Here is a 24,080-nt window from a genome sequence, read left to right as displayed (position 1 = left end):
ATTATCGGTTCGACTGATGCCCTTTAGTATTTTTGATTTTCGCAAGCAAAACCGGGTTCGAGTCGCCCTCCTGCGCAATGCGCATATCGGCGTGCCGCGCCATTCGGCGACTTGCGTCGGCTCGGAGCTCAACCATGAACAAATCATTGCGCATCATTCTCGCTGACGACCATGCCATCGTCCGCTATGGCATTCGTCTCGCTATCGAGGCGAGCGGCGTCGCGGAAATCGTTGCCGAAGCCTCCAGTTCGGACGAACTGATCGCGGTGGTTCAAAGCGAGCCGTGCGACGCGATCGTCACCGACTATTCGATGCCTGGCGAGATCACCCAGGATGGCATGGCATTGGTCGATCGTTTGATGCGGCTTTGTCCGAATGCACCCATCGTCGTCGTCACTGCTTTGCGCAATGCCGCCATTCTCAACAAGCTGATCGCCAAAGGCGTCAAGGCCATCGTCGAAAAAGCCGGCGGTGTCACGGAACTGCATTACGCATTGCTTGCCGTGTCGCAGGGGCGCTCTTATCTGAGTCCCGGGCTCCAGTCACTGCTCGCGGGCGCGAGCATCGTCGGTACCCGCGTCGGTCACGAGGCGAAGCTGACGACAGCGGAACTCGAGGTGATCCGGCTTTTCGTCCAAGGTCAGAGTCCGACCGAAATTGCCCAGCGGTTGAACCGGAGCGTCAAGACGATCAGCCGTCACAAGGTGAGCGCGCAACGCAAACTGGGTGCGCACAATAGCCAGCAACTGCTCGAATATTGCCGCAAGAATAACGTGTTTCTGACATGAACGCGCAAGCCGGTTCGTGCGGGCGATTCGTAGGCGCTTGCGTCGGGCGTATCGTCGGGCTGGCTTGCATCATCCTTGCCCTGTCGATCGCCGGCTGCCATACGCATGGACAGGACGAGCAACCGCCCCACATTGGCTGGGATCTGCGCATTGCGCTGTCGCCGCAGGAGCGAGCCTATCTGGAATCGTTGCCGCCGCTGCGGATCGGCACCGATCCCCACTGGGCACCGATCGCATTCCTCGACCCATCGGGTCGCGTCGGCGGTATCTCGGCGGATTACCTGGACTTCGTTCGCCAGACGCTCGGTTTGCGGCTTCACATCGTGCCCACCGGGTCATGGGCGAAGACGGTGCAGCTTGCCAATGAGGGGGGACTCGACCTTGTCGTCGCGACGTCGCGATCGGACGGTCTCAACAGCACGTTCAAATACACGACCCCCTATGGTCGCTACCCGCTCGTCATCGTGACGCGCGAAACGGCACCCTTCATCGCGGGCGCCGGCGACATTTCCGGTGCGGAGGTCGCGATCGTAAAAGACTCCGACGCGCTCACGGCGGAACTGCCGGGCATGCACGACACGCATAAAGTCATCGTAAGCTCGGCCGAGGAAGGGCTCGATGCCGTCGCACAAGGCAAGGCCTACGCTTACATCGGCAATCTGGGCGTCATCGATCGCCTCGTTCGCGAAAAATACGAGGGGGTCCTGCGCATCGCCGCGCCGGCAGGCTATGTCGAGGAGCTGTCGTTCGGCGTCGGGCCGCAATATGCTCCACTCATCCCGCTCATCAACCGGGCGCTCGCCGCGATTCCAGAAAGCGAGCGCGAGCATATCCAGAACAGCTGGCTATCGGCGCGCTTCACGTTCGGCGTACCTGCCCGGACGCTGTGGATCGTCCTGACGCCGATCGCCGTATTGACGGCGCTTTTCCTCGCGGTCTTGTGCGTCTACATGCTTCGGCTTCGTAAAGAGGTACGGCAGCGGCGCTCGACCGAACGGCAGCTCGTGGAACTCACTCAGTCGTTGCCCGCGATCGTGTTTCAACTGCGGTTCGTACGGACCAAGCATGCCGCTGCCGTCCCGTTCACGCTCGTCTTCGTGAATCGCCGCGCCTACGATTGGCTCAACCCGCGAGCTGCCAGGGCGGACGAACTCTTCAAGCGCTTTTTGGTTGCGCTCGACGCGCAGGCGCGATTCCGGTTGATGCATCGTTTCCTGCATTCGACACGTTCGCTCGAAACGGTGCGCGCCGAGCTCGCGCTGTCGCTTAACGCACCTCGCCCGACGTGGGTCGAACTCGAAGCGGCACCCCAGTTTCACGCGCGCGGGGAAATCGTCTGGAGCGGGTACGTTCGCGACATCACCGAAACCAAGGAGACGCAGACCGCACTGATCGATGCGAAGCACGATGCAGAGGAGGCATCCCGGGCGCGCGATGTCTTCCTTGCCACCGTGAGCCATGAGATCCGGACACCGATGAGCGGTGTCGTCGGCATTTTGCAGTTGCTCGATCACGGCAGGCTGCCGCCCGACGACCAGCATCTCGTCGACATGGCGCGCAACGCGGCTGAAATTCTGTTGCGCATTCTCAACGACGTTCTCGATTTCGCGAAGAGCGAGAACGGGGAGCTGACGCTCGAATGTCAGCCGTTTTCGCTGGCCGACGTGGCGCAACGTACAGCCGGTATCGCCGCGCCGGAACTCGAACGCAAAGGGTTGCGTTTTGCGGTCGAAGTCGCCCGGGACCTTGCGCCGCGATATCTCGGCGACGCTCAGCGCCTCGGACAGGTGCTGCTGAATCTGCTGGGCAATGCGTCGAAGTTCACGGACTATGGCTTCGTTTCGTTGTCGGTCAAGCTGCGTCTGCGTGAAAACGGAGTCGAGCATGTCGTGATCGAGGTGGCCGATACGGGCATCGGTATCGCGCAGGAGGACCAGGCGCGCCTTTTCGCGCCGTTCGCGCAGGCGCGCTCGTTGAGCGCGAGCCGACCGCCTGGCACCGGACTTGGGCTCGTGATCTGCAAGCGGTTGATCGAATCGATGGGCGGCACCATTGCGCTGACCAGCGAACTCGGCCGCGGCACGACGATCGCCATCGATTTGCCGCTGCGGATCGATCCCGCGGTACGCGCGCCGTGCCGCGACACCGCGTCGCATCGTACGACGGCCGATCCGGCTGCGGCAGCGACGGGGCCGTTGCAAATATTGGTCGTCGAGGATCAGGAGATCAACCGCGAAGTGCTCAAGCGTCAGATCGTGACGCTGCGCATCGCCGAGTGCCACACGGCTGTCGATGGCGCGCAGGCGCTGAGGATGGTCGAACGCCAGGCCTACGCGATGGTGATCACCGATTGCATGATGCCGGGAATGGACGGTGTCGCGCTGATCCGGCACATTCGCGAACTCGAGCGCAAGCTGGGGCGGCGCCGCATGCCGCTGGTCGCACTGACGGCGAATGCGATGCCGCAGCAGCGCGAGGCTTGCTTCACCGCGGGTGCCGACGACGTATTCGTGAAGCCGGTCGGCATCGACGCTTTGCGCACGCTGCTCCAGCAGCACGGCATCGTGGCGCCGCCCATCGTCGAATTGGAGAAGGCGGGCATTCCCTCCGAGCGGCATACGGATCTGTGGGAAAAGCTGCAGCGCACGCTCGTCAGCGAGCTTTCGGCCTTGTTGGGACTATCGCTGGAGCAAGACACCGTGCGCGCGAAGGAGATCGTGCATCGCATCGTCGGTACCGCCGCGTGGTTTCATCTGCAAGCCGTCGCTCAGGCGGCAACGCGCCTCGAAGCTTGCCTGGAAAACGGCGAGCCGCCGCATGAGGCGCTCTTCGAGTTGCAGACCGCGATTTCCCGTGCGACGGGGGAAATGTCGGACAGCGCGGCCGGCGCGCCGTCCTGAGCCGATTTGCCGGCCGCACGGATTATCGGATCATCGATCGCCGTCGAGGTCGAGCGCGTTCGTCAAATCGCCCATCGGCATATTGCCGTGCGCGACGAGCGCTTCATTGCGGGTCTTGAGGCCGGGCAGCTCTTTGAGCGCGAAGCGGCGCGTGATGAAGCGCAGGATCGAAGTCGTATCGTATTGCGTGTGATCGACGTAGTTCTTTTTCGCGAACGGCGAAACGATGATCGCGGGAATCCGGGTCGCGGGGCCGAAGCGGTCGCCTTTCGGCGGGGCCGCGTGATCCCAGAAGCCGCCGTTCTCGTCATACGTCACGATCACGACCATGTGCTGCCACTGCGGACTCTTTTGCAGATGGGCGATGACATCGGCAATATGGCGATCGCCCGATTCGACGTCCGCATAGCCGGGGTGCTCGTTGAGGTTGCCTTGCGGCTTGTAAAACGCCACTTGGGGCAACTTGCCGTTGTCGATCGTCTCGATGAACTTGCTTCCATTGACGCCACCATCGAGCAGGTGTCGCGCGCGATTCTCCGTGCCGGGCGCCATGTCGGCAAAATAGTTGAACGGTTGATGATGCGGCTGGAAGTTGGGGGCCGACCGGGCCGGGCCGTAAATGACGTCGCCCCGATTCGTCGCTTCGAGCGCGGCATTCCAGGCACCGCCGTACCAGGCCCAGGAAACGCCGGCGTCGTTGAGTGCGTCGCCGATATGCCGTTGCGTTTGCGGCGGCAGCGTCGTCGGATTGGCGGGATCGGCGAAGCGCGGATCGCCGCCGGCCGCCGGTGCGTTGCCGCTCGGCTGGTAGGCCGGCTGCATCGTATTCACGGCGTAGAAATCCGGCGTCAGGTTGTTCGAGTTGACGAACTTCGGTGGCCCGGCTATCGCCGAACTGGGCGAGTTGGCCGCCACCTTGAGCGTGACGCCGTCGGGCTCGACCGCCGAAACGAGGTGCGCCGCCGGACTCTTGTCGGCGTTCGGGTACACCGGCGTGCAAGCACACGCGAGCCACTGGTGATTCAGGAACGAGCCGCCGAATGCGCTCATGAAGAAATGATCGGCAAGCGTATATTGCTGGGCGATCTTCCAGAGCGGTAGTGTCGAGGTATCGGCCGCGTAGTGGCCCATCGTGAGACCGCCGGAATCGGCCCAGGCGGCAAACATGTCGTTCTTGCCGCCGTCGATCTGCATCTGGTTTTCGTAGAAACGATGCCAGAGATCGCGCGTGGCGACGCGGCGCGAGGTGTTGAAGCCGTTCGGGTCGTCAATGGCGAACGGCGCGTTCGGCAGATCGCGCGTTGCCGATTGCGTCACCGCCGGTATGACCCCGCGTTGCGTGAGGCCGTTCCAGATGGGCGGCAAGGTCGGTAACGGCTTGCCGTCGCGATCGAGCTGGCGGGCGTTCGCGGCCGAGATGTTTTGCAGACCGTCGGCACCCGGGAAGCTGCCGTAAAGGTTGTCGAAGCTGCGGTTTTCCGCATAGATGACGACGATATTGCGCACGCTCGACAAGTCTTGCCGTTCGTCCAGCGTGCCATTGGCGCAACCGCCCAACGCGACGATGGCGGCAATGGTAGCCGCAGCGAGGTATTTTCTCGTATTCTTGCGCATCGCTTGTTCTCCTTCGGATCGAGCGTTTCATGCCGCATGGCATCTATCGGTGCGCCGGTGCAGCCCGCGCGGGTCGCCGCAGTTTATCGCGATAACGTGTCTTTTTCCTGACGTCGAAACGGGAGGTTGGACGTGGAGTTCAACGCACGCGCGTGCGCGAGCGCGGTGACGCGTGTGGCCGGCGAACGCGTGTCCGCCATCGGGCGGCGCCTGCGAAGCGCCTTGGCCATTGCAAGCGCGGTTTGCGCGATCGCGCCCCTTGCTGCCTGTACGCGCCCCGAGCGGGGGCCGCGGCCGGGCGAAGCGGCCGAGCTCGGCATCGGAAGCGGTGCGACGCGTGCGAACGTGTATGCGTCGATTCGCACGAAGACTGCACTGGGCGAGAAGCTTTTTTCGACCCGTCGCTATCGGGCTCGGGCAAGCTCGCCTGTGCGTCGTGCCATAGCCCCGCGCAAGCGTTCGGGCCGCCCAATGCCTTATCTGTTCAACTGGGGGGACGGATCTGCGCCAACCCGGCTATCGCGCGGTGCCGACATTGATGTACTCGCAATGGGTGCCCGCTTTCAGCGAGCACTATCACGACTCCGACGACGAAGGCGACGAGAGCGTCGACGCGGGCCCGACGGGCGGCTTGACATGGGATGGCCGTGTGGACACGCATCGCGCGCAGGCGGCCGTTCCGCTGCTGTCGCCATTCGAAATGGGCAGCACGCCGGCACGGGTCGCCGCGGCCGTGCGTGCGGCACCTTACGCCGAGACGTTTCGCGCGGCATTCGGCGCGCGCGTGCTCGACGACGATCACGCTACGTTCGATGCGGTGTTGGACGCGCTCGCCGTATTCGAGGAAAAGCCGTCGGTGTTCTCCCCCTACACGAGCAAGTACGACGCTTATCTTGCCGGCCGTGCCGCGTTGAGCGAGGCGGAGTTGCGCGGCCTGCAACTATTCAACGACGAACGCAAAGGCAACTGCGCGAGCTGCCATCCGAGCCAGCGAGCCAAAGACGGCTCGCCGCCCCTTTTTACCGACTTTGGCCTGATCGCACTCGGCGTGCCGCGCAACCGCGCACTCGCGGCGAATCGCGACCCTCGGTTCTTCGATCTGGGCGCATGCGGGCCTTGGCGCACGGACTTGTCCGGGCGCGACGAATTCTGTGGGCTGTTCCGGACGCCGACGCTACGCAACGTCGCCACGCGGCAAACCTTTTTTCATAACGGCATCTATCGGTCGCTCGAGGAGGTCTTGCGCTTTTATGCCGAGCGCGACACGCACCCCGAGCGGTTCTATCCGGTCGTCAGCGGTCGCGTCGGCAAATTCGACGATCTGCCGAAGCGGTACTGGGCCAACATCAATACCGAGCCCCCTTTCGATCGACAGCGCGGCGGCAAGGCGGCGCTCGACGAGCGCGAGATTCGCGATGTCATCGCGTTCTTGCGGACGTTGACCGACGGCTACGAAGCGACGCCGGCCGAATGAGCGCGTACATCGAGTCGCGTAACGCGGTTACACGTGGCCAAATCCCACAAATTATGAAATTTCGTCAAATCGGCTGCCGGCGGCCTCGTACGGCTTGAGTTGTTGCAATGCCTGGCCTAGGATCGTCATACCTCATGACCTATCGAGAGCGACACATGACGAAGCGGCTTGCGGCGGAATTCCTCGGTACCTTCTGGCTGGTGTTGGGCGGCTGCGGCAGCGCCGTTCTCGCTGCCGCGTACCCGCAGTTGGGGATCGGTTTTGCCGGCGTGGCATTGGCGTTCGGACTCACCGTGCTGACGATGGCTTACGCTGTAGGCCACATCTCGGGTGCCCATTTCAATCCGGCTGTGACGGTGGGACTGTGCGCCGGCGGGCGCTTTCCCGCATACGAGGTGGGACCTTATATCGTCGCGCAGGTGCTCGGCGCGATTGCTGCGGGCGGCGTGCTTTATTGCATTGCGACCGGCAAGCCGGGGTTCGACATGGCGGGCGGATTCGCGTCCAACGGCTACGGAGCACATTCGCCCGGTGGCTATTCCGCGACGGCGGCGGCGATGACCGAGTTCGTGCTGACGGCGTTTTTTGTGCTGATCATCCTCGGCGCAACGGACAAGCGGGCCCCGGCCGGTTTTGCGCCGATCGCGATCGGCCTTGCGTTGACGTTGATCCACCTGATCAGCATTCCCGTGACCAACACATCGGTCAATTCGGCCCGCAGCACCGGCGTGGCCCTGTTCGAGGGTGGTTGGGCACTCGGTCAGCTTTGGTTTTTCTGGGTCGTGCCGCTCGTGGGTGGCGCGGTGGGCGGCGCGATCTATCGGCTCGTGCTCGAGCCTGCACCCAAGGCCGCCGTCGGTCGGGCTGCGACGACGTGAGCCGGGCCGGCTGGGGTTGGCAGGCCACTAGCCGATGAGCGAACGCAGCGTATCGTGCGGTGTCGTTGTGCTCGACCGGCGCGGATATGTATTGCTTGCCCATGCGACGGATACGACGCATTGGGACATTCCAAAAGGACAAGGCGAAACGGGGGAGGCGCCGATCGATACGGCGCTGCGCGAATTGCGCGAGGAGACCAGCATCGAGTTTGCGCCCGAGCGTCTGAAGGACCTCGGGCGCTTTGTTTATCGGCGGGACAAGGATCTGCATCTTTTTGCGGCGCGCGCTGAAGAAGGAGAAATCGATCTCGCGCGCTGCAATTGCACGTCGCTTTTTCCTAGCCGCAAGGACGGCTCGATGATTCCGGAGATGGATGCGTTCCGTTGGGTGGCGCCGATGGATGTGGGGCGCTTCGCGAGCCGCAGCCTGACGCGGCTCTTCGAAACGGCGCTTTCACTGACCGAATTGCATAGGACGTTGTAATTCGCGTCGGGCAGCCGATACGGCTGACAGCCCCTGCGCCACCGGGGCTCATCTCGTCAGGCTGGCTTGCCCCAGCTGTCGCGCAGTCCGACGATCCGGTTGAAGACGGGCTTGCCCGGTTTCGAGTCATGGCGATCGGCGACGAAATAGCCATGACGTTCGAACTGGCAACGATCTTCGGGTTGCATCGTCTCGGCGCCGGGTTCGAGGTAGGCGTTCACGACGCGTTTCGAATCGGGGTTCAGCGCCTCGAGGAAATTGCGGCCGCCCGCATCAGGCTGCGCTTCCTTGAACAGGCGATCGTAAAGCCGAACCTCCGTCGCAACCGCATGCTTTGCGCTGACCCAGTGGATATTGCCCTTGACCTTGTACTGGTTGGCGCCTTGCGTGCCGGACTTGCTGTCCGGGAAGTAATTGCAGTGCACGGCGACGATATTGCCTTGATCGTCTTTTTCCGCACCCGTGCACTCGATCACGTAGCCGTAGCGCAGACGTACCTTGTTGCCCGGAAAGAGACGGAAATATCCCTTCGGTGGGTTCTCCACGAAGTCCTCGCGCTCGATCCAAAGCTCGCGCGAGATCGGGAACGTGCGCTCGCCGCGCTCCGGGTGGTGCGGGTGGACCGGCGCGGTGCACGGCTCCGACAGATCGGCGGGGAAGTTGTCGATCACGAGCTTGAGCGGATCGAGCACGGCCGCGGTGCGCGGCGCTTTATCGTCGAGATCGTCGCGCAGCGCGCCTTCGAACACGCTCATGTCGATCCATGAATCGACCTTCGTCACGCCGATGCGGTCGCAAAAAAGCCGAATGCTCTCGGGCGTGAAGCCGCGGCGGCGCACACCGACGATCGTCGGCATGCGCGGATCGTCCCAGCCGTCGACATGTCCTTCGGTCACGAGTTGCAACAGCTTGCGTTTGCTCGTAATGGCGTACGTCAGGTTGAGCCGCGAAAATTCGATTTGCTGCGGTAAAGGGCGCGTGAATACGCCCGCGTCGGCCAGCTCGTCGAGTATCCAGTCGTAAAGCGGACGATGATCCTCGAATTCGAGCGTGCAAAGCGAATGCGTGATGTTTTCGAGCGCGTCCGAGATGCAGTGCGTGTAGTCGTACATCGGATAGATGCACCACTGATCGGCCGTGCGGTAATGATGCGCGAAGCGGATGCGATAGAGCACCGGGTCGCGCATGTTCAGGTTCGGCGAGCTCATGTCGATCTTCGCGCGCAGGACGTGTTCGCCTTCCTGGAACTCGCCCGCTTTCATGCGGCGGAAAAGATCGAGGCTCTCTTGCGGCGAGCGCTCGCGATAAGGGGAGGGCGTGCCCGGCTCCGTCAGCGTGCCGCGCCCGTGGCGCATCTCCTCGGCCGACTGGCTATCGACATAAGCCTTGCCGCGCGTGATCAACAGTTCGGCGAACTCATAGAGCTTGCCGTAGTAGTCGCTCGCGTAGTAGCGATGCGTTTGGCCGTCTTTTTCCCAATCGAAGCCGAGCCAGTGCACGGCATCGACGATGGAGTCGACGTATTCGACGCTCTCTTTTTCGGGATTGGTGTCGTCAAGGCGCAGATGACAAACGCCGCCGTAATCGCGGGCGATACCGAAGTTCAGGCAGATGCTCTTCGCGTGGCCGATATGCAGATAACCGTTCGGTTCGGGGGAAAGCGCGTTTCGACGCGCCCGCCCCATTTCGCGGTGCGATTGTCTTCGTCGATGATGTTGCGAATGAAGTTGGACGGCACAGCGGCCGTCGCATCGTTGCGTTCGTTGTTCATGCGGAAAATGAGAATCGGCAAAATAGGCGGGCCGTGCCCGCGCGGGTTCCGATCATTCTACCTGAGCGGTTCCCGGCGGGCCGGCGGCCGGTCGCGTGGCTCAGCGTTCGACGCGCGAAATGGCGAAGCGATCCGGCTCCTCGTTCGTCATCGCTCCCCGCTTATACTACGCGGCGGCGGCCGAAACGCGCCTTCGACTCGACACGCGCTCAAGCAGGGGTTCATCCGATCATGAATGCGAAGCAAACCTTGGTTCTGCCCGGTTATGCCAATTCGGGCCCCGGACACTGGCAAACGCGCTGGGAGGCGCTCGATCGGACGTTCGTGCGCGTGGCCATGCCCGATTGGGACCATCCGGTCTGCGACGATTGGTGCGGCGCGTTGGATCGCGCCGTTTCAGCAGCTGGCCCGCAGCCCGTCCTGCTCGCGGCGCACAGCCTCGGTTGTTCGACCGCCGTGGTTTGGGCGGCGCGTCACTACGGCGGCAGTGCGGCGAAGGTGGCGGGAGCGTTGCTGGTGGCCGTGCCCGATCCGCACGGGGCTGAATTTCCGGCCGATGCGAGCGGCTACGGGCATGTGCCGATGGAGCCGTTGCCGTTTCCGGCGATCGTCGTGGCGAGCAGCGACGATCCGTATGGCGGCGTCCCCTTCGCCGAGCGCTGCGCGAAGGCATGGGGTAGCCGCTTCATCGACATCGGTCCGCGCGGCCATATCAACGCGGAAAGCGGGCTGGGCGACTGGCCCGAAGGCCTGGCATGGCTCGCATCGCTCGAAAGCTGATCGCCCCGGGGCATGTGAAGCCGGGCGCTGTCGCCTCGCGCCGCGCGCCGCTCAGATGACCGCGCGTGCGCGCAAATCGGCGATCGCCGCGTCGTCGTAGCCCAGGATGCCGCGCAGTACTTCCTCGGTGTGTTCGCCCAGCATCGGCGGGGCGGTTCGCACTTGGGGCGGTGTCTCGCTCATCACGATCGGATTGCGCACGAGCGCGGCCTGTGCGCCGCTCGGGTGCGGCACGTTCACCCGCATGCCGCGCGCTTGGACTTGCTCGTTGTCGAACACCTCGGCGAGATCGTTGATCGGCCCGCATGGCACGCCGGCGGCTTCGAGCAATTCGATCCACTCGCGCTTGCCGCGGGCCTTCACGATGTCGGCGACGATCGGCACGAGCGTCTCGCGGTGCCGCACGCGCTCGGGGTTCGTTGCGAAACGCGCGTCGTCGGCGAGTTCCGGGCGGCCGCCCACTTGCACGAACTTGCGGAATTGCGCATCGTTGCCCACCGCGAGGATGATCCATCCGTCGCTCGTTTGGAATGCCTGATAAGGCACGATGTTCTGATGTGCATTGCCCCAGCGCTGCGGAGGCAGGCCGCTCGTCAGATAGTTCGAGCCCATATTCGCGAGCATCGCGACTTGCACATCGAGCAGCGCCATGTCGATGTATTGGCCGATGCCTGTTCGCTCGCGATGCGCCAGCGCGGCGAGCACGGCGACCGTCGTATACATCCCTGTCATCAGGTCGGCGATGGCCACGCCGGCTTTTTGCGGCCCGCCGCCGGGCAGGCTGTCGCGCTCGCCCGTCACGCTCATGAAGCCGCCCATGCCTTGGACGATGAAGTCGTAGCCGGCGCGTTCGGCGAGTGGGCCGGTCTGGCCGAAGCCCGTCACCGAGCAATAGATGAGGTCCGGTTTGACCTGCGCGAGCGCGGCGTAGTCGAGTCCGTACTTGGCGAGCTGCCCCACCTTGTAGTTTTCGAGTACGACGTCGCTTTGCGCCGCGAGGTCCCGAACGATTCTCTGCCCATCGGGCGTCGCTATGTCGACCGTAACCGAGCGCTTGTTGCGATTTGCGCACAGGTAATAGGCTGCCTCGCGCGTATCGGTGCCGTCGGGTGTTTTCAGATAGGGCGGGCCCCAGTGGCGCGTGTCGTCACCTGTGCCGGGACGTTCGATTTTGATGACATCGGCGCCGAGATCGGCAAGCGTCTGCGCGCACCAAGGGCCGGCGAGCACGCGGGTGAGGTCGAGCACGCGGATATGACTGAGCGCTCCCATGTCGGTCGATGTCTCCTTGGATCGGCAGCCGGCATGAGCCGCCGGCGTCGTTGGCATGTTAAGCGGTTTTTGGCGTCGGGCCCAGACTGCCTTTGTTCCGCGCTTCGTGGCGTCGCGGACTCGAGCCGCACTGCGCCGCCATCCCTTGGCAAGGGCAATCCGGCGACATTTCCGTATAATTGGTCGTTTAGGCGAAATCGCCCGCCCGCGGCAAGCGTGGGCGCCGGGTTTCCAATCGAGAACGTCCCCAGTCCCTTATGAAAGCCGCCGAAATCCGCGAGAAATTCCTCAAGTTCTTCGAATCGAAGGGCCACACGATCGTCCGCTCGTCGAGCCTCGTGCCGGGCAACGACCCGACGCTGCTCTTCACCAATTCGGGCATGGTGCAATTCAAAGACGTGTTTCTCGGCGCCGAGTCGCGTCCCTACACGCGCGCCACGACGGCACAGCGCAGCGTGCGCGCGGGCGGCAAGCACAACGACCTCGAAAACGTCGGCTACACGGCGCGGCACCACACGTTCTTCGAGATGCTCGGCAATTTCTCGTTTGGCGACTATTTCAAGCGCGACGCAATCCGTTACGCCTGGGAACTCCTGACCGAAGTCTACCGGCTGCCGAAGGACAAACTCTGGGTCACGGTCTATCAGGAGGACGACGAGGCCTACGGCATCTGGGCCGATGAGCTCGGCGTGCCGCGCGAGCGCATCATCCGCATCGGCGACAACAAGGGCGCCCGCTACGCCTCGGACAACTTCTGGCAGATGGCGGACACGGGCCCGTGCGGCCCCTGCTCGGAGATCTTCTACGATCATGGTCCCGAAGTCTGGGGCGGCCCGCCCGGATCGCCCGAGGAAGACGGCGACCGCTACATCGAGATATGGAACCTCGTGTTCATGCAGTTCAACCGCGACGCTCAAGGCAACATGACGCCGCTGCCCAAGCCCTGTGTCGACACGGGCATGGGCCTCGAACGCATTGCGGCGGTGCTGCAGCACGTCCACAGCAACTATGAAATCGACCTCTTCGAGGCACTGATCAAGGCCGCCGCGCGCGAAACCGGCGTGAGCGAGCTCGGCAACAATTCGCTGAAGGTCGTCGCCGACCATATCCGCGCGTGTTCGTTCCTGATCGTCGACGGCGTGATTCCGGGCAACGAGGGCCGCGGCTACGTGCTGCGCCGGATCGTGCGCCGCGCCATCCGCCATGGCTACAAGCTCGGCTGCAAGCGGCCGTTCTTCCACAAGCTCGTAGCCGATCTCGTCAAAGAGATGGGAGCCGCGTATCCCGAGCTCGCCGATGCGCAAGCACGCGTGACGGACGTCCTGCGCCAGGAAGAAGAGCGCTTTTTCGAGACGATCGAGCACGGCATGTCGATCCTCGAGTCGGCGCTGGCCGATCTCGCGTCCAGGGGCGGGAAGACGCTCGATGGCGAAGTCGCTTTCAAGCTCCACGATACCTATGGCTTTCCGCTCGATCTGACGGCCGATGTCTGCCGCGAGCGCGACGTGACGGTGGACGAACCCGCGTTCGACGAAGCGATGTCGCGCCAGCGGGAGCAGGCTCGCGCGGCCGGCAAGTTCAAGATGGCGCAAGGTCTCGAATACTCGGGCGCCAAGACGACGTTCCACGGCTACGAGGAACAGATCTTCGACGACGCCAAAGTCGTCGCGCTCTATGTCGACGGCTCGGCCGTCACGCAGGTCGCCCCTGGGCAGCAGGCCGTCGTCGTGCTCGATCACACGCCGTTTTATGCGGAATCGGGCGGTCAAGTGGGCGATACGGGCGTCATTGCCAACGCCAGCGTGCGCTTCGCGGTGCTCGATACGCTCAAGGTCCAGGCCGACGTGATCGGCCATCATGGCACGCTCGAGCAGGGCACCCTGAAGGTGGGCGACGTCGTCAAGGCCGAGATCGACGCGATCCGCCGCGCACGCACCGCGCGCAACCATTCGGCGACGCACCTGATGCACAAGGCGTTGCGTGAAGTGCTCGGCGCGCACGTGCAGCAAAAAGGCTCCCTCGTCGATCCCGACAAAACGCGTTTCGACTTCGTTCATAACGCGCCGTTGACGGACGACCAAATCCGCCGCGTCGAAGACATCGTCAATGCGGAAATTCTCGCCAACGCGCCCGGCGTCGTACGCGTCATGCCGTTCGACGAAGCGGTGAAGGGCGGCGCCATGGCGCTCTTCGGCGAAAAATACGGTGACGAGGTGCGGGTGCTCGATCTCGGTTTTTCGCGCGAGCTTTGCGGCGGTACGCACGTGCATCGCACAGGCGATATCGGTTTCTTCAAGATCGTCGCGGAGACCGGCGTCGCGGCGGGTGTTCGCCGCGTCGAGGCGCTGACGGGCGACAACGCCGTGCGCTACACGCAGACGCTCGAGGCGCAGTTGGCTGCCGCGGCCGCGGCGCTCAAGGCGCAGCCTTCGGAGCTCACGCAGCGCATCGGGCAAGTGCAGGAGCAGGTCAAATCGCTCGAGAAGGAACTCGCGGCGCTGAAGTCCAAGCTCGCGTCGAGCCAGGGCGACGAACTGGTGGCGAAGGCCGTCGATGTCGCCGGCGTGCAGGTTCTCGCCGCCACGCTCGACGGCGCCGACGTCAAAACGCTTCGCGAGACCGTGGACAAGCTCAAGGACAAGCTCAAGCACGCAGCCGTCGTGCTTGCAGCCGTCGACGGCGGCAAGGTCAGCCTCATCGCAGGTGTGACGCCGGAGGCGAGCAAGAAGGTGAAGGCCGGCGAGCTCGTCAACTTCGTTGCCCAGCAAGTCGGCGGCAAGGGCGGCGGCCGCCCCGACATGGCGCAGGCCGGCGGTACCGAGCCCGCTGGGCTGCCCGCCGCGCTGGCCGCCGTTACCGGGTGGGTGCGCGCTCAGCTTTGATCGCCGCGGCGCTCGATCGCGCGGCGAGCAGCAGCTCGCGCAGCGCCTTGAGCGCCGCCGAGCACTGCCCTCGGCGCCAGACGAGCAGCGTGTCGATCGCGTCCAGTTCGTCGAGCGCATGGACCGCCACGTCGTCCGCACCGCGCGGCAGCAGTTCGAGAACCGAGCGTGGGGCGACGGCCACACCCGCGCCCGCGGCCACGCAGGCCACGATCGCATGATATGAGCCGAGCTCGAGCACGCGGGCCGGGCGAATGCCATGCCCGGCGTACCATCGCTCGATATATTCGCGATACGAGCAGCCGCGCTCGAACGCGACGAGTGTCGACAGCGCGATATCGGACGCTTGCCGAATCGGCCGATGGCCGCGCGCCGTCAGCATGACGAGCGACTCCTGAAAGACGGGGACGCTGTCGAGCGATTCGTCGAGCATGCCCGGCTCGGGTGGCCGCGCCATCAATGCCGCATCGATTTCGAATTTCACGAGCCGTTCGTGCAGACAGCCCGTCGTGGCCGTCGTCAGTTCGAGCGCTACGTCGGGCCACCGCTGGTGATAGCTCGCGAGCAAGCTCGGCAGCCGCGTTGCCGCGGTGCTTTCCATCGTACCCAGCGACAATCGCCCCCGAGGCTTATCGTCGACGAGCGCCTGACGCGCTTCGTCGGCCAGCGCGAGCAACCGTTCGGCGTACGGCAGCAGCGTTTCGCCGGCCGGCGTCAGGACGAGCCTGCGCCCATCGCGCACGAACAGCGGTGTGCCGAGCTCCGCCTCCAATTGCTTGACCCGCGTCGTGACGTTCGACTGCACGCGGTTGAGCTTCATCGCGGCGCGCGTGACGCCGTTTTCCCGGACGACCGCGCGAAAGACGGTCAGCGCAGCGAGATCCATGGTTCTCTCTCGAAGATGATTGCGTTCGTAATTATTCATTTTTCGAGAACGAACGGTCAAGCTATGATTTTCCTGTCCGAACCGCCGCGCGCCACCCCTATCGCCATGAGCCATTCCGTGCCACGAACCTACACTCCGTCGGTTGCCGCTCAGCCCAGCCCCGCGCGGGTGGCGCTCGCCTGTATGGTCGTCCTGGCTGTCGCGTTGGGGGTGGGACGTTTCGCTTTCACGCCTCTTTTACCGCTGATGCTGCACGGCGGCGCGCTCGATCTGCGCGGAGGCGGCTGGTTGGCATCGGCGAATTACGCCGGCTATTTCGTCGGTGCGCTCACTTGCGCGGCGCTGCGCGTCGAGCCGGGGCGGGTGGTCCGCGCGGGGCTCGCGGCGACCGTCGTTCTCACGTGCGCCATGGGACTCGTCGAAGCGTTCTGGGTCTGGGCAGCGATTCGTTTCGCGGCCGGGGCGGTGAGCGCCTGGACGTTCGTGTTCGCCTCGCAGTGGGGGCTGGCGCGCCTGGCGCGGCGCGGTGCGCACGCGTGGGGCGGGCTGATCTATACGGGGCCGGGCATCGGCATTGTCGTCACGGGGCTTTTTGCGGGCCTCCTTGCCCGCTATGGGGCGGCGGCCGGGTGGATCGGTTTCGGGGTGCTCTGCGCCGTGTTCGCGGTTCCGATCTGGCGCACGTTTGCCGACGACGGCGCGGCCCACGCCTCCTCGGCGAAGGCAGGCGCGGCACCGGCTGCGAGCGGGTCGGCCGATGCGCATGTTCCATCCGAGCCGCGCGCCCGTGCGCAAGGCGCGTGGCTCGTGCTGCTCTATGGGTTGCCGGGCTTCGGCTACATCATCACCGCGACGTTTTTGCCCGTTATCGCCCGTCACGCGTTGCCCGGCTCGGCGTGGCCCGACCTGTTCTGGCCGATGTTCGGCGCCGCATTGATTCCGGGCGCGCTGCTCGCCGCGCGGGTGCCGCCCGCGTGGGACAACCGGAGTCTGCTCGCCGCCTGTTATCTGCTGCAAGCGGCCGGTATCGCGCTCGGCATAGTGTTTCCGAATGTCGCGGGCTTTGCGCTCGGCAGCATCCTGATCGGATTCCCGTTCACCGCCATCACGCTTTTTGCGATGCGCGAGGCGCGCCGGCTGAAGGGGGAGCGCGCCGCGGGACTGATGGGTTATGCGACGGCGGCCTACGGCCTCGGGCAGATCGTCGGGCCGCTCGTGGCCGCGCCGATTGCGGCGCGCGTCGGCTCGTTCTCGCCGGCGCTTTGGCTGGCTGCCGGCCTGCTCGTTGCCGGCGCCGTGGGGCTCGCGGTATTGGCGATGTGGAGCAGGGGCGCCGCGCGCCAAAAGCAAAGCCGTTAGAATGTGCGCGTTCCGGCCCTGGCCGGCCAGCCACATTCCGCGCCACTCATGAACGTTTCCAGCGATTATCGATACTGCCCACATTGCACGAAGCCGCTCGTGGAGCGCGACGATGCTGCCGAGGAGGGTGGCCGCACGCGTCGCGTCTGTCCCGATGGGGACTGCGGGTTCGTTCACTGGCACAACCCGGTGCCTGTCGTCGCGGCAATCGTCGAGTACGAAGGCAAAATTCTGCTCGCCCGCAATGCCGCGTGGGCGGAGGGCGTGTTCGCCTTGATCACTGGTTTTCTCGAAAACGGCGAGACGCCTGAAGCCGGAATTGCGCGGGAAGTGCGCGAAGAAACGTCGCTGCATGCCGAGACGACCGAACTGATCGGCGTCTATGAATTCATTCGAAAGAACGAGCTCATCATCGCGTATCACGTGCAGGCCCACGGAACGATTTCGCTGTCGCCGGAGCTGCTCGAATATCGGCTCGTCGAGCCCGCGAAGCTGCGTCCATGGCGTGCGGGGACCGGTCAGGCCCTGGCCGAATGGATGCGCCGGCGGGGCCTGCCGTTCGAGTTCGTGGACAGGCCGGGGCAGTGACGTCCGCGGCATCATGAGCACATTCATCGTCGATGCCATGAACGGCATCAGCTACGGGCTACTGCTTTTCATGCTTTCGTCGGGCTTGACGCTGATCTTCAGTTTTCTCGGCGTCCTCAACGTCGCGCATGCAAGCTTTTACATGCTCGGCGCGTATGTCGGCGCGGCAATCGGTGCCCATTGGAGCTTCTGGGTTGCGATCGTTGCGGCACCCGCCGTCGTGGGCGCGGCCGGTGCGCTCGTCGAGCGGCTATTGCTGCGTCACGTGCGCGCGCAAGGCGCGTTGCACGAATTGCTGCTGACGTTCGGGCTCGCCTATCTTCTTGGGGAAGCCGTCAAATTCATTTGGGGACCCGGCACGCTCGCGGCCCCGGTGCCCGCGGTACTCGATGCGCCGTTGTTCGTATTCGACTCGGCCGCTTTCCCGCGCTATCGCGCCTTCGTGATGGCGACGGCGCTCGTCATGCTCGCGCTCCTTTACGCCGTCCTGCATCTTTCGCGGACCGGCCTCGTCCTGCGTGCCGCGCTTGGCGCGCGGCAGGCCGTGGAAGCACTGGGCCACGATGTGCCGCGTATCGGCACGCTCGTTTTTGCACTGGGCACGGGCCTCGCGGCGCTGGCCGGCGTCGTCGGTGCGCCGCTTTTCGTCGTCGAGCCGGGGATGGCCGAGTCGATGGGATCGATCGTCTTCGTCGTCGTCATCGTTGGGGGGCTCGGCTCGATCGGCGGCGCCCTCGCGGCCTCTGTCCTGATCGGTTGTCTTCAGACTTTCGCGGCTGCCAGCCCGTGGCGGCTCGCCGCGCTCGCCGACGCGGCCGGGCTCGCTTTGCCTTCACGGTGGGGGGCGCTGACGCTCGCCCAGCTTGCGCCGCTCGTGCCGTACCTGCTGCTCGTGGCGATGCTCGTATGCCGCCCGCGAGGGATCGCCGGAACGCGCGGCGATGCCGCATGAGCCGATGAGTGCCCTGCAGCGTCGCGCATCGCGCGCCCTACGCGCTCTTGCCCCGTGGGTCGTGCTGGTCGCGATTTTCGCCGCGCCGCTGGCGCTCACGGCCGAGTATCGAGGGCTCCTTGCCTATCTCGCGCAAACCGCGGCGATGATCGTCCTCGCGCTGTCCTACAACCTGCTGCTCGGTGAGACGGGCTTGCTCTCGTTTGGTCACGCGGCCTATTCAGGGCTCGCGGCATTCGTGGCCGCGCAGGCCTTCAACCGTTACGGAATTGCCTTGCCCTACCTGCCGCTCGTCGGCGGCATGGCCGGTGCCGCACTGGCCGTGCCATTCGGCTTCATCGCGACACGCCGGGCCGGCACCGCGTTTGCCATGATCACGCTCGGGATCGGCGAGCTGGCGCTCGCTGTCGTCTGGGCGGCGCCGACCGGTTTCGGCGACGCCGCCGGCGTTGTCATCGATCGTGCGGCCGGACCGGCCTGGGGCCACTGGACGTTCGGACCGGCGCGCGAAGCTTACGCGGTGGTAGCGGCATGGTGCATGCTGGCCTGCGCAGCGATGGCGGCGCTGGTGCGCACACCGTTCGCCCGGCTGGCCAACGCGGTGCGGGACAACGAACGGCGCGTGTCCGCACTCGGTACCGACCCACGCCGTGTTCGCTATGCAATGGTCGTCGTCTCCGCGTTTTTTGCGGGCGTGGCGGGAACGCTGACCCTCGTCGACATCGAAGTCGCATCGTCCGAAGGCCTGAGTATGGCCCGCTCGGGCGACGTGCTGATCGCAACGGTGATGGGCGGCAGCGCGTCGTTTTTCGGACCGGTGCTCGGCGCGGCCGTGCTGACCGGCTTCAGCGTCGGGCTGGCGTCGGTGACGCGCGCATGGCCGCTCTATCTCGGGCTTATTTTCGTGGCGATCGTGATGCGCGCACCCAACGGTATCGTCGGTATCGTGGGCCATGGCTTCGCGGCGATCGGGCGGCTCCCCACGCTCGGCCGGTCCGAGCGGCTCGCCATGGTGCGCGCGGCGCTCTCGAGTGCCGTGGCGTGGCTGGCTGCGCTCGCAGCTTGCGTGCTCGCTGTCGAGACGCTCTATGCGCGTCAATTCGCAGCCGATGCGGGAGGGCAATGGCACGTCGGAGCGTACCGGTTCGATGCGGCCTCGCCGATGACCTGGGCGGTCGTGGCCGCGCTCGCGTGCGTCGGTGCGATCGCGGCGCTTCATGCGCGGCGCGCGCGAACGAGCGGGCACGGCGCGGCGGTGCATCGAGGCGCGCGGTCATGATGCGCGCGGCGCTCGCGCTGACAGGCATCGAGCAGCGCTTCGGCGCGACCGAGGTGTTGCGCGGTATCGATCTTTCGATCGAGGCCGGGGAGCGCCACGCGCTGATCGGGCCGAACGGTGCGGGCAAGTCGACGCTATTCGACGTCATTGCCGGCATCCGCCGCCCGCACAGAGGGCGCGTCGTGCTCGACGGTACCGATATCACCGGGCTCGCGGCGCACGCGATCGCGCGACGGGGCCTTGCGCGGAGCTTTCAGACGACGACTGTGTTCGAGCGGATGACCGTGCTCGAAAACCTGCGCTGCGCGGTGCGCTGCGGCAGCGCCCGCTCGCTGGGTTGGCGGCGCTATCTTGCCGGCTCGCGCGAGGTCGACCGGCGTGCGTGGGAAGTGCTCGACGCGCTCGCGTTGTGCGGCCATGCCGATGCGCCTGCGGCGGCGCTCAGCTATGGCGACGCGCGCGCGCTCGATCTCGGTATCGCGCTGGCGAGCGGCGCGACGACGCTGCTCGTCGACGAGCCGACTGCCGGCTTGAACCGCGAGGAAGCGCGCCGAGCCATTGCGCTGTTGCGCACGGCGAGCGCAGGCAAAACCCTCCTCATGATCGAGCACGATATGGAGGCCGTGTTCGGCCTGGCCGATCGCATCTCGGTGCTCGTGCAGGGGCGCATCGTGGCGAGCGGGACGCCGGACGAGATTCGTGCCGATGCGCGCGTGCGTGCCGCTTATCTCGGCGACAGGCCAATCTCATGAGCACGCTGCTCACCGTGCGCGGGTTGCGCGCTTTTTACGGCGAAATGCAGGTGCTTCGCGACGTAGATCTGTCCATCGACGCCGGTGAAATCGTGGCGCTCGTCGGACGCAACGGCGCGGGCCGATCGACGTTCGCGAAAGCGCTGGTCGGGCTGGTCGCGCGTGAGGGATCGGTTTGCTTCGACGGTGACGAACTGATCGCGCAACCGACCTGCGAGATCGCTCGCCGCGGGATCGGTTATGTGGCCGAACGGCGCGATGTCTTTGCCGAACTCTCCGTCGATGAGAATCTGCAGCTCGGCGTCAAACCCGGCAAACGGCGACAGGCGATACGCGCCGTGCTCGAGCGCGCCTATGACCGGTTTCCGATGCTCGCGGCCCGGCGCCGCACGCAAGCGGGCAGGCTCTCGGGCGGCGAGCAGCAGATGCTGGCGCTCGCGCGGGCATGGCTTGGCGAGCCGCGCCTCATGATCGTCGACGAACCTACCGAAGGTCTGGCGCCGCAGGCAGTGGCCGACGTGCTGCGCTGCCTGTGCGAACTTGGCGAGGAGGGCGGCGCGGTGCTGCTGATCGAGCAGCGCTTCACCATCGCGCGAGACATTGCCCGACGCGTTGCCGTCATGGGGCATGGGCGCCTCGTATTCGACGGCCCGATGCAAGCGCTGGGCTCGCATATCGTCGATGAATGGATCGCGGTTGGACAGTGAGTCGACGGCCGCTTTCGCTGCTTTTACTTCGAGATAACCGGTCTCGATTGCGATGACGCGCCTCGTGCTTCCGAGCGTCCGATAGTCGGTGCGCGGCGAGCCCGGTCCGATACTGGCGCGGATAGGATCATCCCGCTTCTGCAGATGCGGCTTCAGCCCGGAGCCCGCGTGCAGTGGCGTCAGTCCAGTCCGAGGAGAGCACGCAATGGCTTATCCAATCAATACGGTCAGTAGTCCCGAGTTCCCCGAGCCGACGCTCGTTTATGAATCGATCGCGCAAAGCGGTAGCAGATTCGTGGCAGGCGAACCTTATCCGCCACCGATGAACGGATTCGCACAGACGGCCAATCAATGCGCGCTGTTTCGTAGCGAAGCACCGCCGTTCTCGTTTTGAGGTTCGGCGCTTCCAAAGGAGAGTCGAACCATGAGCGATGCCATCGTACGAGTGAGCAACCAATCGAGCCGCGACATTTTCATTTCCGGCGACCCGAACTGGGACGACCAGGTTCTGATACTTGATGGTCGCCCGAAGGCGAAGCCCTACCGGTTGCCGCCGGGGCGCTCGGCCGAGCTTTTCGTGCCGGCCGAAGACAGCGGCGAGATCGACGCCCACGCAGTGGGACTGATCGTTGCCGACGGGCTCGACGTCGACTATGGCTCGGCCGGCGGCTACCAGACCACTATTGGCCGAGAGCAGGAAACGGGATGGCTCGGCATAACGGACGAGAGCGTCCTCAACGCGCCCGCGGTCCGTTATTCGACCACGAGTGAGGGACCGCTCTCGATGAGGATGGAATTCGTCGACGTCGAGCCGCAGGCATCCGCGGAAAATCGCTCGCGGGTCTTTTGAGCCTCCACCCGTCGCGCGTATCGCCGCGCCGTCACCTGTAGCGGCGCGGCGATCGTCTGGCGATGCATCAGCGTGTGCACTCGGCGTTGAAACAATGCCGGACCTTCTCAAACGTCGCGCGTCATGATCCACTCGTGCGCGGGATCGTTCTTGAAGTGCCAGACGCGCTGCGGCCCGGCCATGACGTTGAGGTAGTAGGAGTCGTATCCGTACGGCACGACGACAGGATGATAGCCGCGCGGCACCATCACGACATCGTGATTTTCGACTGCCATCGATTCGTCGATATCGCGGCTGTCCGTATAGACGCGCTGGAACGCGAACCCTTGCGGCGGATCGAGCCGATGGTAATACGTCTCTTCGAGCGAACTTTCGAGCGGAATGTTGTCGGCATCATGCTTGTGCGGCGGATAGCTCGATGCGTGCCCGCCCGGCGTGCGCACTTCGACGACGAGCAGTGATTCGGCGGGCTCGGTTTGCGGCAGGATGTCGCAAACATAGCGCGTATTGAGTCCTTTGCCGCGAACGGAACGCTTCATCTGCGACGGCTCGATCAAACGCATGGGGTAGCGGCCCGTACCCGGCGCGCTTGCGACGCCGATTTCCGCGCTGCGTTCGGCGCGCACCGTCGCGCGTTTGCCGGGCGGGAGGTACAGCGCGTAGGGGGAGGTGTCCTCGAAAACACTGGAGCGCGTACCGATGCTCGAGAACCGCTGACCGTCGGCCTCGATCGTTACGGTGCCGCTCAGCACGACGATGCAGACTTCGCGCGCCGCTTCATGAACGTCGAGTGCCTCGCCCTCGCTCAATCTGTGGGCGGCAAAGCCGACATAACGCCAGCCGGCCGATTCGGGGGTTACGCGTGCGATCGTCGAGCCCTCGCGTTGGGCTTTCACGAGCAGGCTCATCAGGCGATCTCCCTGGTAGTGGGGGCGTTCGGTGCGAACGATGGCGCATCGACGAGCGCGCGCAGCGTCCGGTACCCTTTCTCGGCGTACGCGTAGCTGGGCGCGATGACGGGATCCTGCTCGGCTTCGACGACGAGCCAGCCGCGATAGCCGATCTCCCTGAGCTTGCCGATCACCGACGCGAAATCAACCGCGCCATCTCCCGGCACCGTGAACGCGCCGTTGATGACCGCTTCGAGGAAGCTCCAGTCGCGATTGCGGGCGAGCTTGACGACATCGGGGCGGACATCCTTGCAGTGCACATGGCAAACGCGCGCGGCGTACCGTTCCAGCAGCGCGAGCGGGTCGCCTCCCGCGAACGTGATATGGCCCGTGTCGAGCAGCAAGCCGACGGCATCGGTCGTGCGCTTCATCAGTTCATCGACATCGGCCGGCGTTTCGACGTAGGCCCCCATGTGATGGTGATAAGCGACGCGCACGCCTTGCGAAAGGGTGTAACGCGCGAAGCGCTCGAGCCGTTCGGCGTATGTGCTCCATTGCGCCTCGGTGAAGAACCGCGGCCGCTGAAAAAGCGGTAGCGGCGAGCCTTGGATCGTGTCGGCGACTTCGCCATAGACCATCACCGTCGCGCCGTTTTTCGCGAGCAGTTCGAGGTGCGGTCCGACGGCGGCAATTTCTTCTTCCGCGCTGCGTTGCGCGAGCCGGCCCGAATACCACCCCGAGACGAGCGAGAGGTCGTATTGCGCAAGCAGTGCCTTCAGGGCCTGCGGTTCGCGCGGAAATTTGTTGCCGAGTTCGAACCCCTCGTAGCCGATCTGCCGGCCTTCCGTCAGGGCGACTTCGAGCGGCGTTTCGCCCCCCAGCGAGGGGAGGTCGTCGTTCATCCACGACAGCGGATTGATGCCAATGCGGACTTCGAAAGCACTCATGCTGATCCTCGATGTGTAATCTGTCTT

Annotated in this window: 19 protein-coding genes and 2 pseudogenes; 15 read left to right on the top strand and 6 right to left on the bottom strand. The window is 64.9% G+C overall.

The genetic code is table 11. From position 1 onward, the window contains the following. Positions 1-134 precede the first annotated feature (134 nt). Together ACR9ZC_RS20350 and ACR9ZC_RS20345 are read left to right on the top strand one after the other, a co-directional pair. Positions 135-788 carry a response regulator gene (locus ACR9ZC_RS20350; protein WP_481581684.1) on the top strand — a complete coding sequence of 218 codons (654 nt, stop codon included), beginning with the start codon at positions 135-137 and terminating at the stop codon, positions 786-788. Then, positions 785-3,688, top strand: coding sequence for an ATP-binding protein (locus ACR9ZC_RS20345; RefSeq protein WP_481581683.1), 2,904 nt, complete (start codon positions 785-787; stop codon positions 3,686-3,688). The genes ACR9ZC_RS20350 and ACR9ZC_RS20345 overlap by 4 nt, the downstream gene beginning before the upstream one ends. A gap of 30 nt (positions 3,689-3,718) precedes the next feature. On the opposite strand, the gene ACR9ZC_RS20340 is transcribed toward ACR9ZC_RS20345, so the two are convergent. Continuing rightward, entirely contained in the window at positions 3,719-5,302 is a 1,584-nt protein-coding gene (locus ACR9ZC_RS20340; protein WP_481581682.1) for an acid phosphatase, read from the bottom strand. A gap of 165 nt (positions 5,303-5,467) precedes the next feature. On the opposite strand from ACR9ZC_RS20340, the pseudogene ACR9ZC_RS20335 reads away from it, so the two are divergent. The 3 genes and pseudogenes from ACR9ZC_RS20335 (at position 5,468) to ACR9ZC_RS20325 (ending at position 8,138) form a co-directional block, all read left to right on the top strand. Continuing rightward, positions 5,468-6,776 (top strand): annotated as a pseudogene (locus ACR9ZC_RS20335) (cytochrome-c peroxidase). Between the two features lie 155 nt (positions 6,777-6,931). Beyond that, entirely contained in the window at positions 6,932-7,654 is a 723-nt protein-coding gene (gene aqpZ, locus ACR9ZC_RS20330; RefSeq protein WP_481581681.1) for an aquaporin Z, read from the top strand. A 34-nt stretch (positions 7,655-7,688) separates the two neighbouring features. Then, positions 7,689-8,138: an NUDIX hydrolase gene (locus ACR9ZC_RS20325; RefSeq protein WP_481581680.1), complete on the top strand. Its 450-nt coding sequence runs from the start codon at positions 7,689-7,691 to the stop codon at positions 8,136-8,138. Positions 8,139-8,194: 56 nt separating this feature from the next. On the opposite strand, the pseudogene ACR9ZC_RS20320 reads toward ACR9ZC_RS20325, so the two are convergent. Further along, positions 8,195-9,909, bottom strand: a pseudogene (locus ACR9ZC_RS20320) (glutamine--tRNA ligase/YqeY domain fusion protein). Between the two features lie 231 nt (positions 9,910-10,140). Between ACR9ZC_RS20320 and ACR9ZC_RS20315 the strand changes: the two are divergent. Further along, on the top strand, positions 10,141-10,689 hold the full coding sequence (locus tag ACR9ZC_RS20315) for an RBBP9/YdeN family alpha/beta hydrolase (RefSeq protein ID WP_481581679.1): 549 nt from the start codon (positions 10,141-10,143) through the stop codon (positions 10,687-10,689). A 51-nt stretch (positions 10,690-10,740) separates the two neighbouring features. On the opposite strand, the gene ACR9ZC_RS20310 is transcribed toward ACR9ZC_RS20315, so the two are convergent. Then, complete coding sequence (locus tag ACR9ZC_RS20310; protein ID WP_481581678.1) at positions 10,741-11,961, bottom strand: CaiB/BaiF CoA transferase family protein; 1,221 nt, start codon at positions 11,959-11,961, stop codon at positions 10,741-10,743. 257 nt (positions 11,962-12,218) lie between these two features. Here ACR9ZC_RS20310 and alaS point away from each other — a divergent pair, with 257 nt between their 5' ends. Next, positions 12,219-14,843: an alanine--tRNA ligase gene (alaS, locus tag ACR9ZC_RS20305; RefSeq protein ID WP_481581677.1), complete on the top strand. Its 2,625-nt coding sequence runs from the start codon at positions 12,219-12,221 to the stop codon at positions 14,841-14,843. Here the strand turns inward: alaS and ACR9ZC_RS20300 are convergent. Continuing rightward, positions 14,815-15,729 (bottom strand): LysR family transcriptional regulator, encoded by a 915-nt coding sequence (locus tag ACR9ZC_RS20300; RefSeq protein ID WP_481581676.1) that lies wholly within the window; start codon positions 15,727-15,729, stop codon positions 14,815-14,817. The genes alaS and ACR9ZC_RS20300 overlap by 29 nt on opposite strands. A 105-nt stretch (positions 15,730-15,834) precedes the next feature. On the opposite strand from ACR9ZC_RS20300, the gene ACR9ZC_RS20295 reads away from it, so the two are divergent. The 8 genes from ACR9ZC_RS20295 (at position 15,835) to ACR9ZC_RS20260 (ending at position 22,216) form a co-directional block, all read left to right on the top strand. Further along, positions 15,835-17,088 carry a YbfB/YjiJ family MFS transporter gene (locus tag ACR9ZC_RS20295; protein ID WP_481582723.1) on the top strand — a complete coding sequence of 418 codons (1,254 nt, stop codon included), beginning with the start codon at positions 15,835-15,837 and terminating at the stop codon, positions 17,086-17,088. Positions 17,089-17,136: 48 nt separating this feature from the next. Next, complete coding sequence (locus tag ACR9ZC_RS20290) at positions 17,137-17,676, top strand: NUDIX domain-containing protein (RefSeq protein ID WP_173254774.1); 540 nt, start codon at positions 17,137-17,139, stop codon at positions 17,674-17,676. 13 nt (positions 17,677-17,689) lie between these two features. Continuing rightward, complete coding sequence (locus ACR9ZC_RS20285; RefSeq protein WP_331566082.1) at positions 17,690-18,628, top strand: branched-chain amino acid ABC transporter permease; 939 nt, start codon at positions 17,690-17,692, stop codon at positions 18,626-18,628. Between the two features lie 4 nt (positions 18,629-18,632). Next, positions 18,633-19,907, top strand: coding sequence for a branched-chain amino acid ABC transporter permease (locus ACR9ZC_RS20280; RefSeq protein ID WP_481581675.1), 1,275 nt, complete (start codon positions 18,633-18,635; stop codon positions 19,905-19,907). After that, entirely contained in the window at positions 19,907-20,659 is a 753-nt protein-coding gene (locus ACR9ZC_RS20275; protein WP_481582722.1) for an ABC transporter ATP-binding protein, read from the top strand. Before ACR9ZC_RS20280 ends, ACR9ZC_RS20275 begins: the two co-directional genes overlap by 1 nt. Next, positions 20,656-21,366, top strand: a complete 711-nt coding sequence (locus ACR9ZC_RS20270; RefSeq protein WP_481581674.1) for an ABC transporter ATP-binding protein — start codon at positions 20,656-20,658, stop codon at positions 21,364-21,366. Before ACR9ZC_RS20275 ends, ACR9ZC_RS20270 begins: the two co-directional genes overlap by 4 nt. A gap of 205 nt (positions 21,367-21,571) precedes the next feature. Next, positions 21,572-21,760, top strand: coding sequence for a hypothetical protein (locus tag ACR9ZC_RS20265; RefSeq protein ID WP_481581673.1), 189 nt, complete (start codon positions 21,572-21,574; stop codon positions 21,758-21,760). A gap of 30 nt (positions 21,761-21,790) precedes the next feature. Then, on the top strand, positions 21,791-22,216 hold the full coding sequence (locus ACR9ZC_RS20260; protein WP_481581672.1) for a hypothetical protein: 426 nt from the start codon (positions 21,791-21,793) through the stop codon (positions 22,214-22,216). A gap of 107 nt (positions 22,217-22,323) precedes the next feature. On the opposite strand, the gene iolB is transcribed toward ACR9ZC_RS20260, so the two are convergent. Further along, positions 22,324-23,124, bottom strand: coding sequence for a 5-deoxy-glucuronate isomerase (gene iolB / locus ACR9ZC_RS20255; RefSeq protein ID WP_481581671.1), 801 nt, complete (start codon positions 23,122-23,124; stop codon positions 22,324-22,326). Further along, entirely contained in the window at positions 23,124-24,053 is a 930-nt protein-coding gene (iolE, locus tag ACR9ZC_RS20250) for a myo-inosose-2 dehydratase (RefSeq protein WP_440560721.1), read from the bottom strand. Before iolE ends, iolB begins: the two co-directional genes overlap by 1 nt. Positions 24,054-24,080 lie beyond the last annotated feature (27 nt).

It is taken from the genome of Trinickia sp. HAY1-2D, assembly GCF_056754935.1.
Note: the sequence above shows the minus strand (reverse complement) of the source record. Positions and strands in the feature narration are given on the sequence as shown.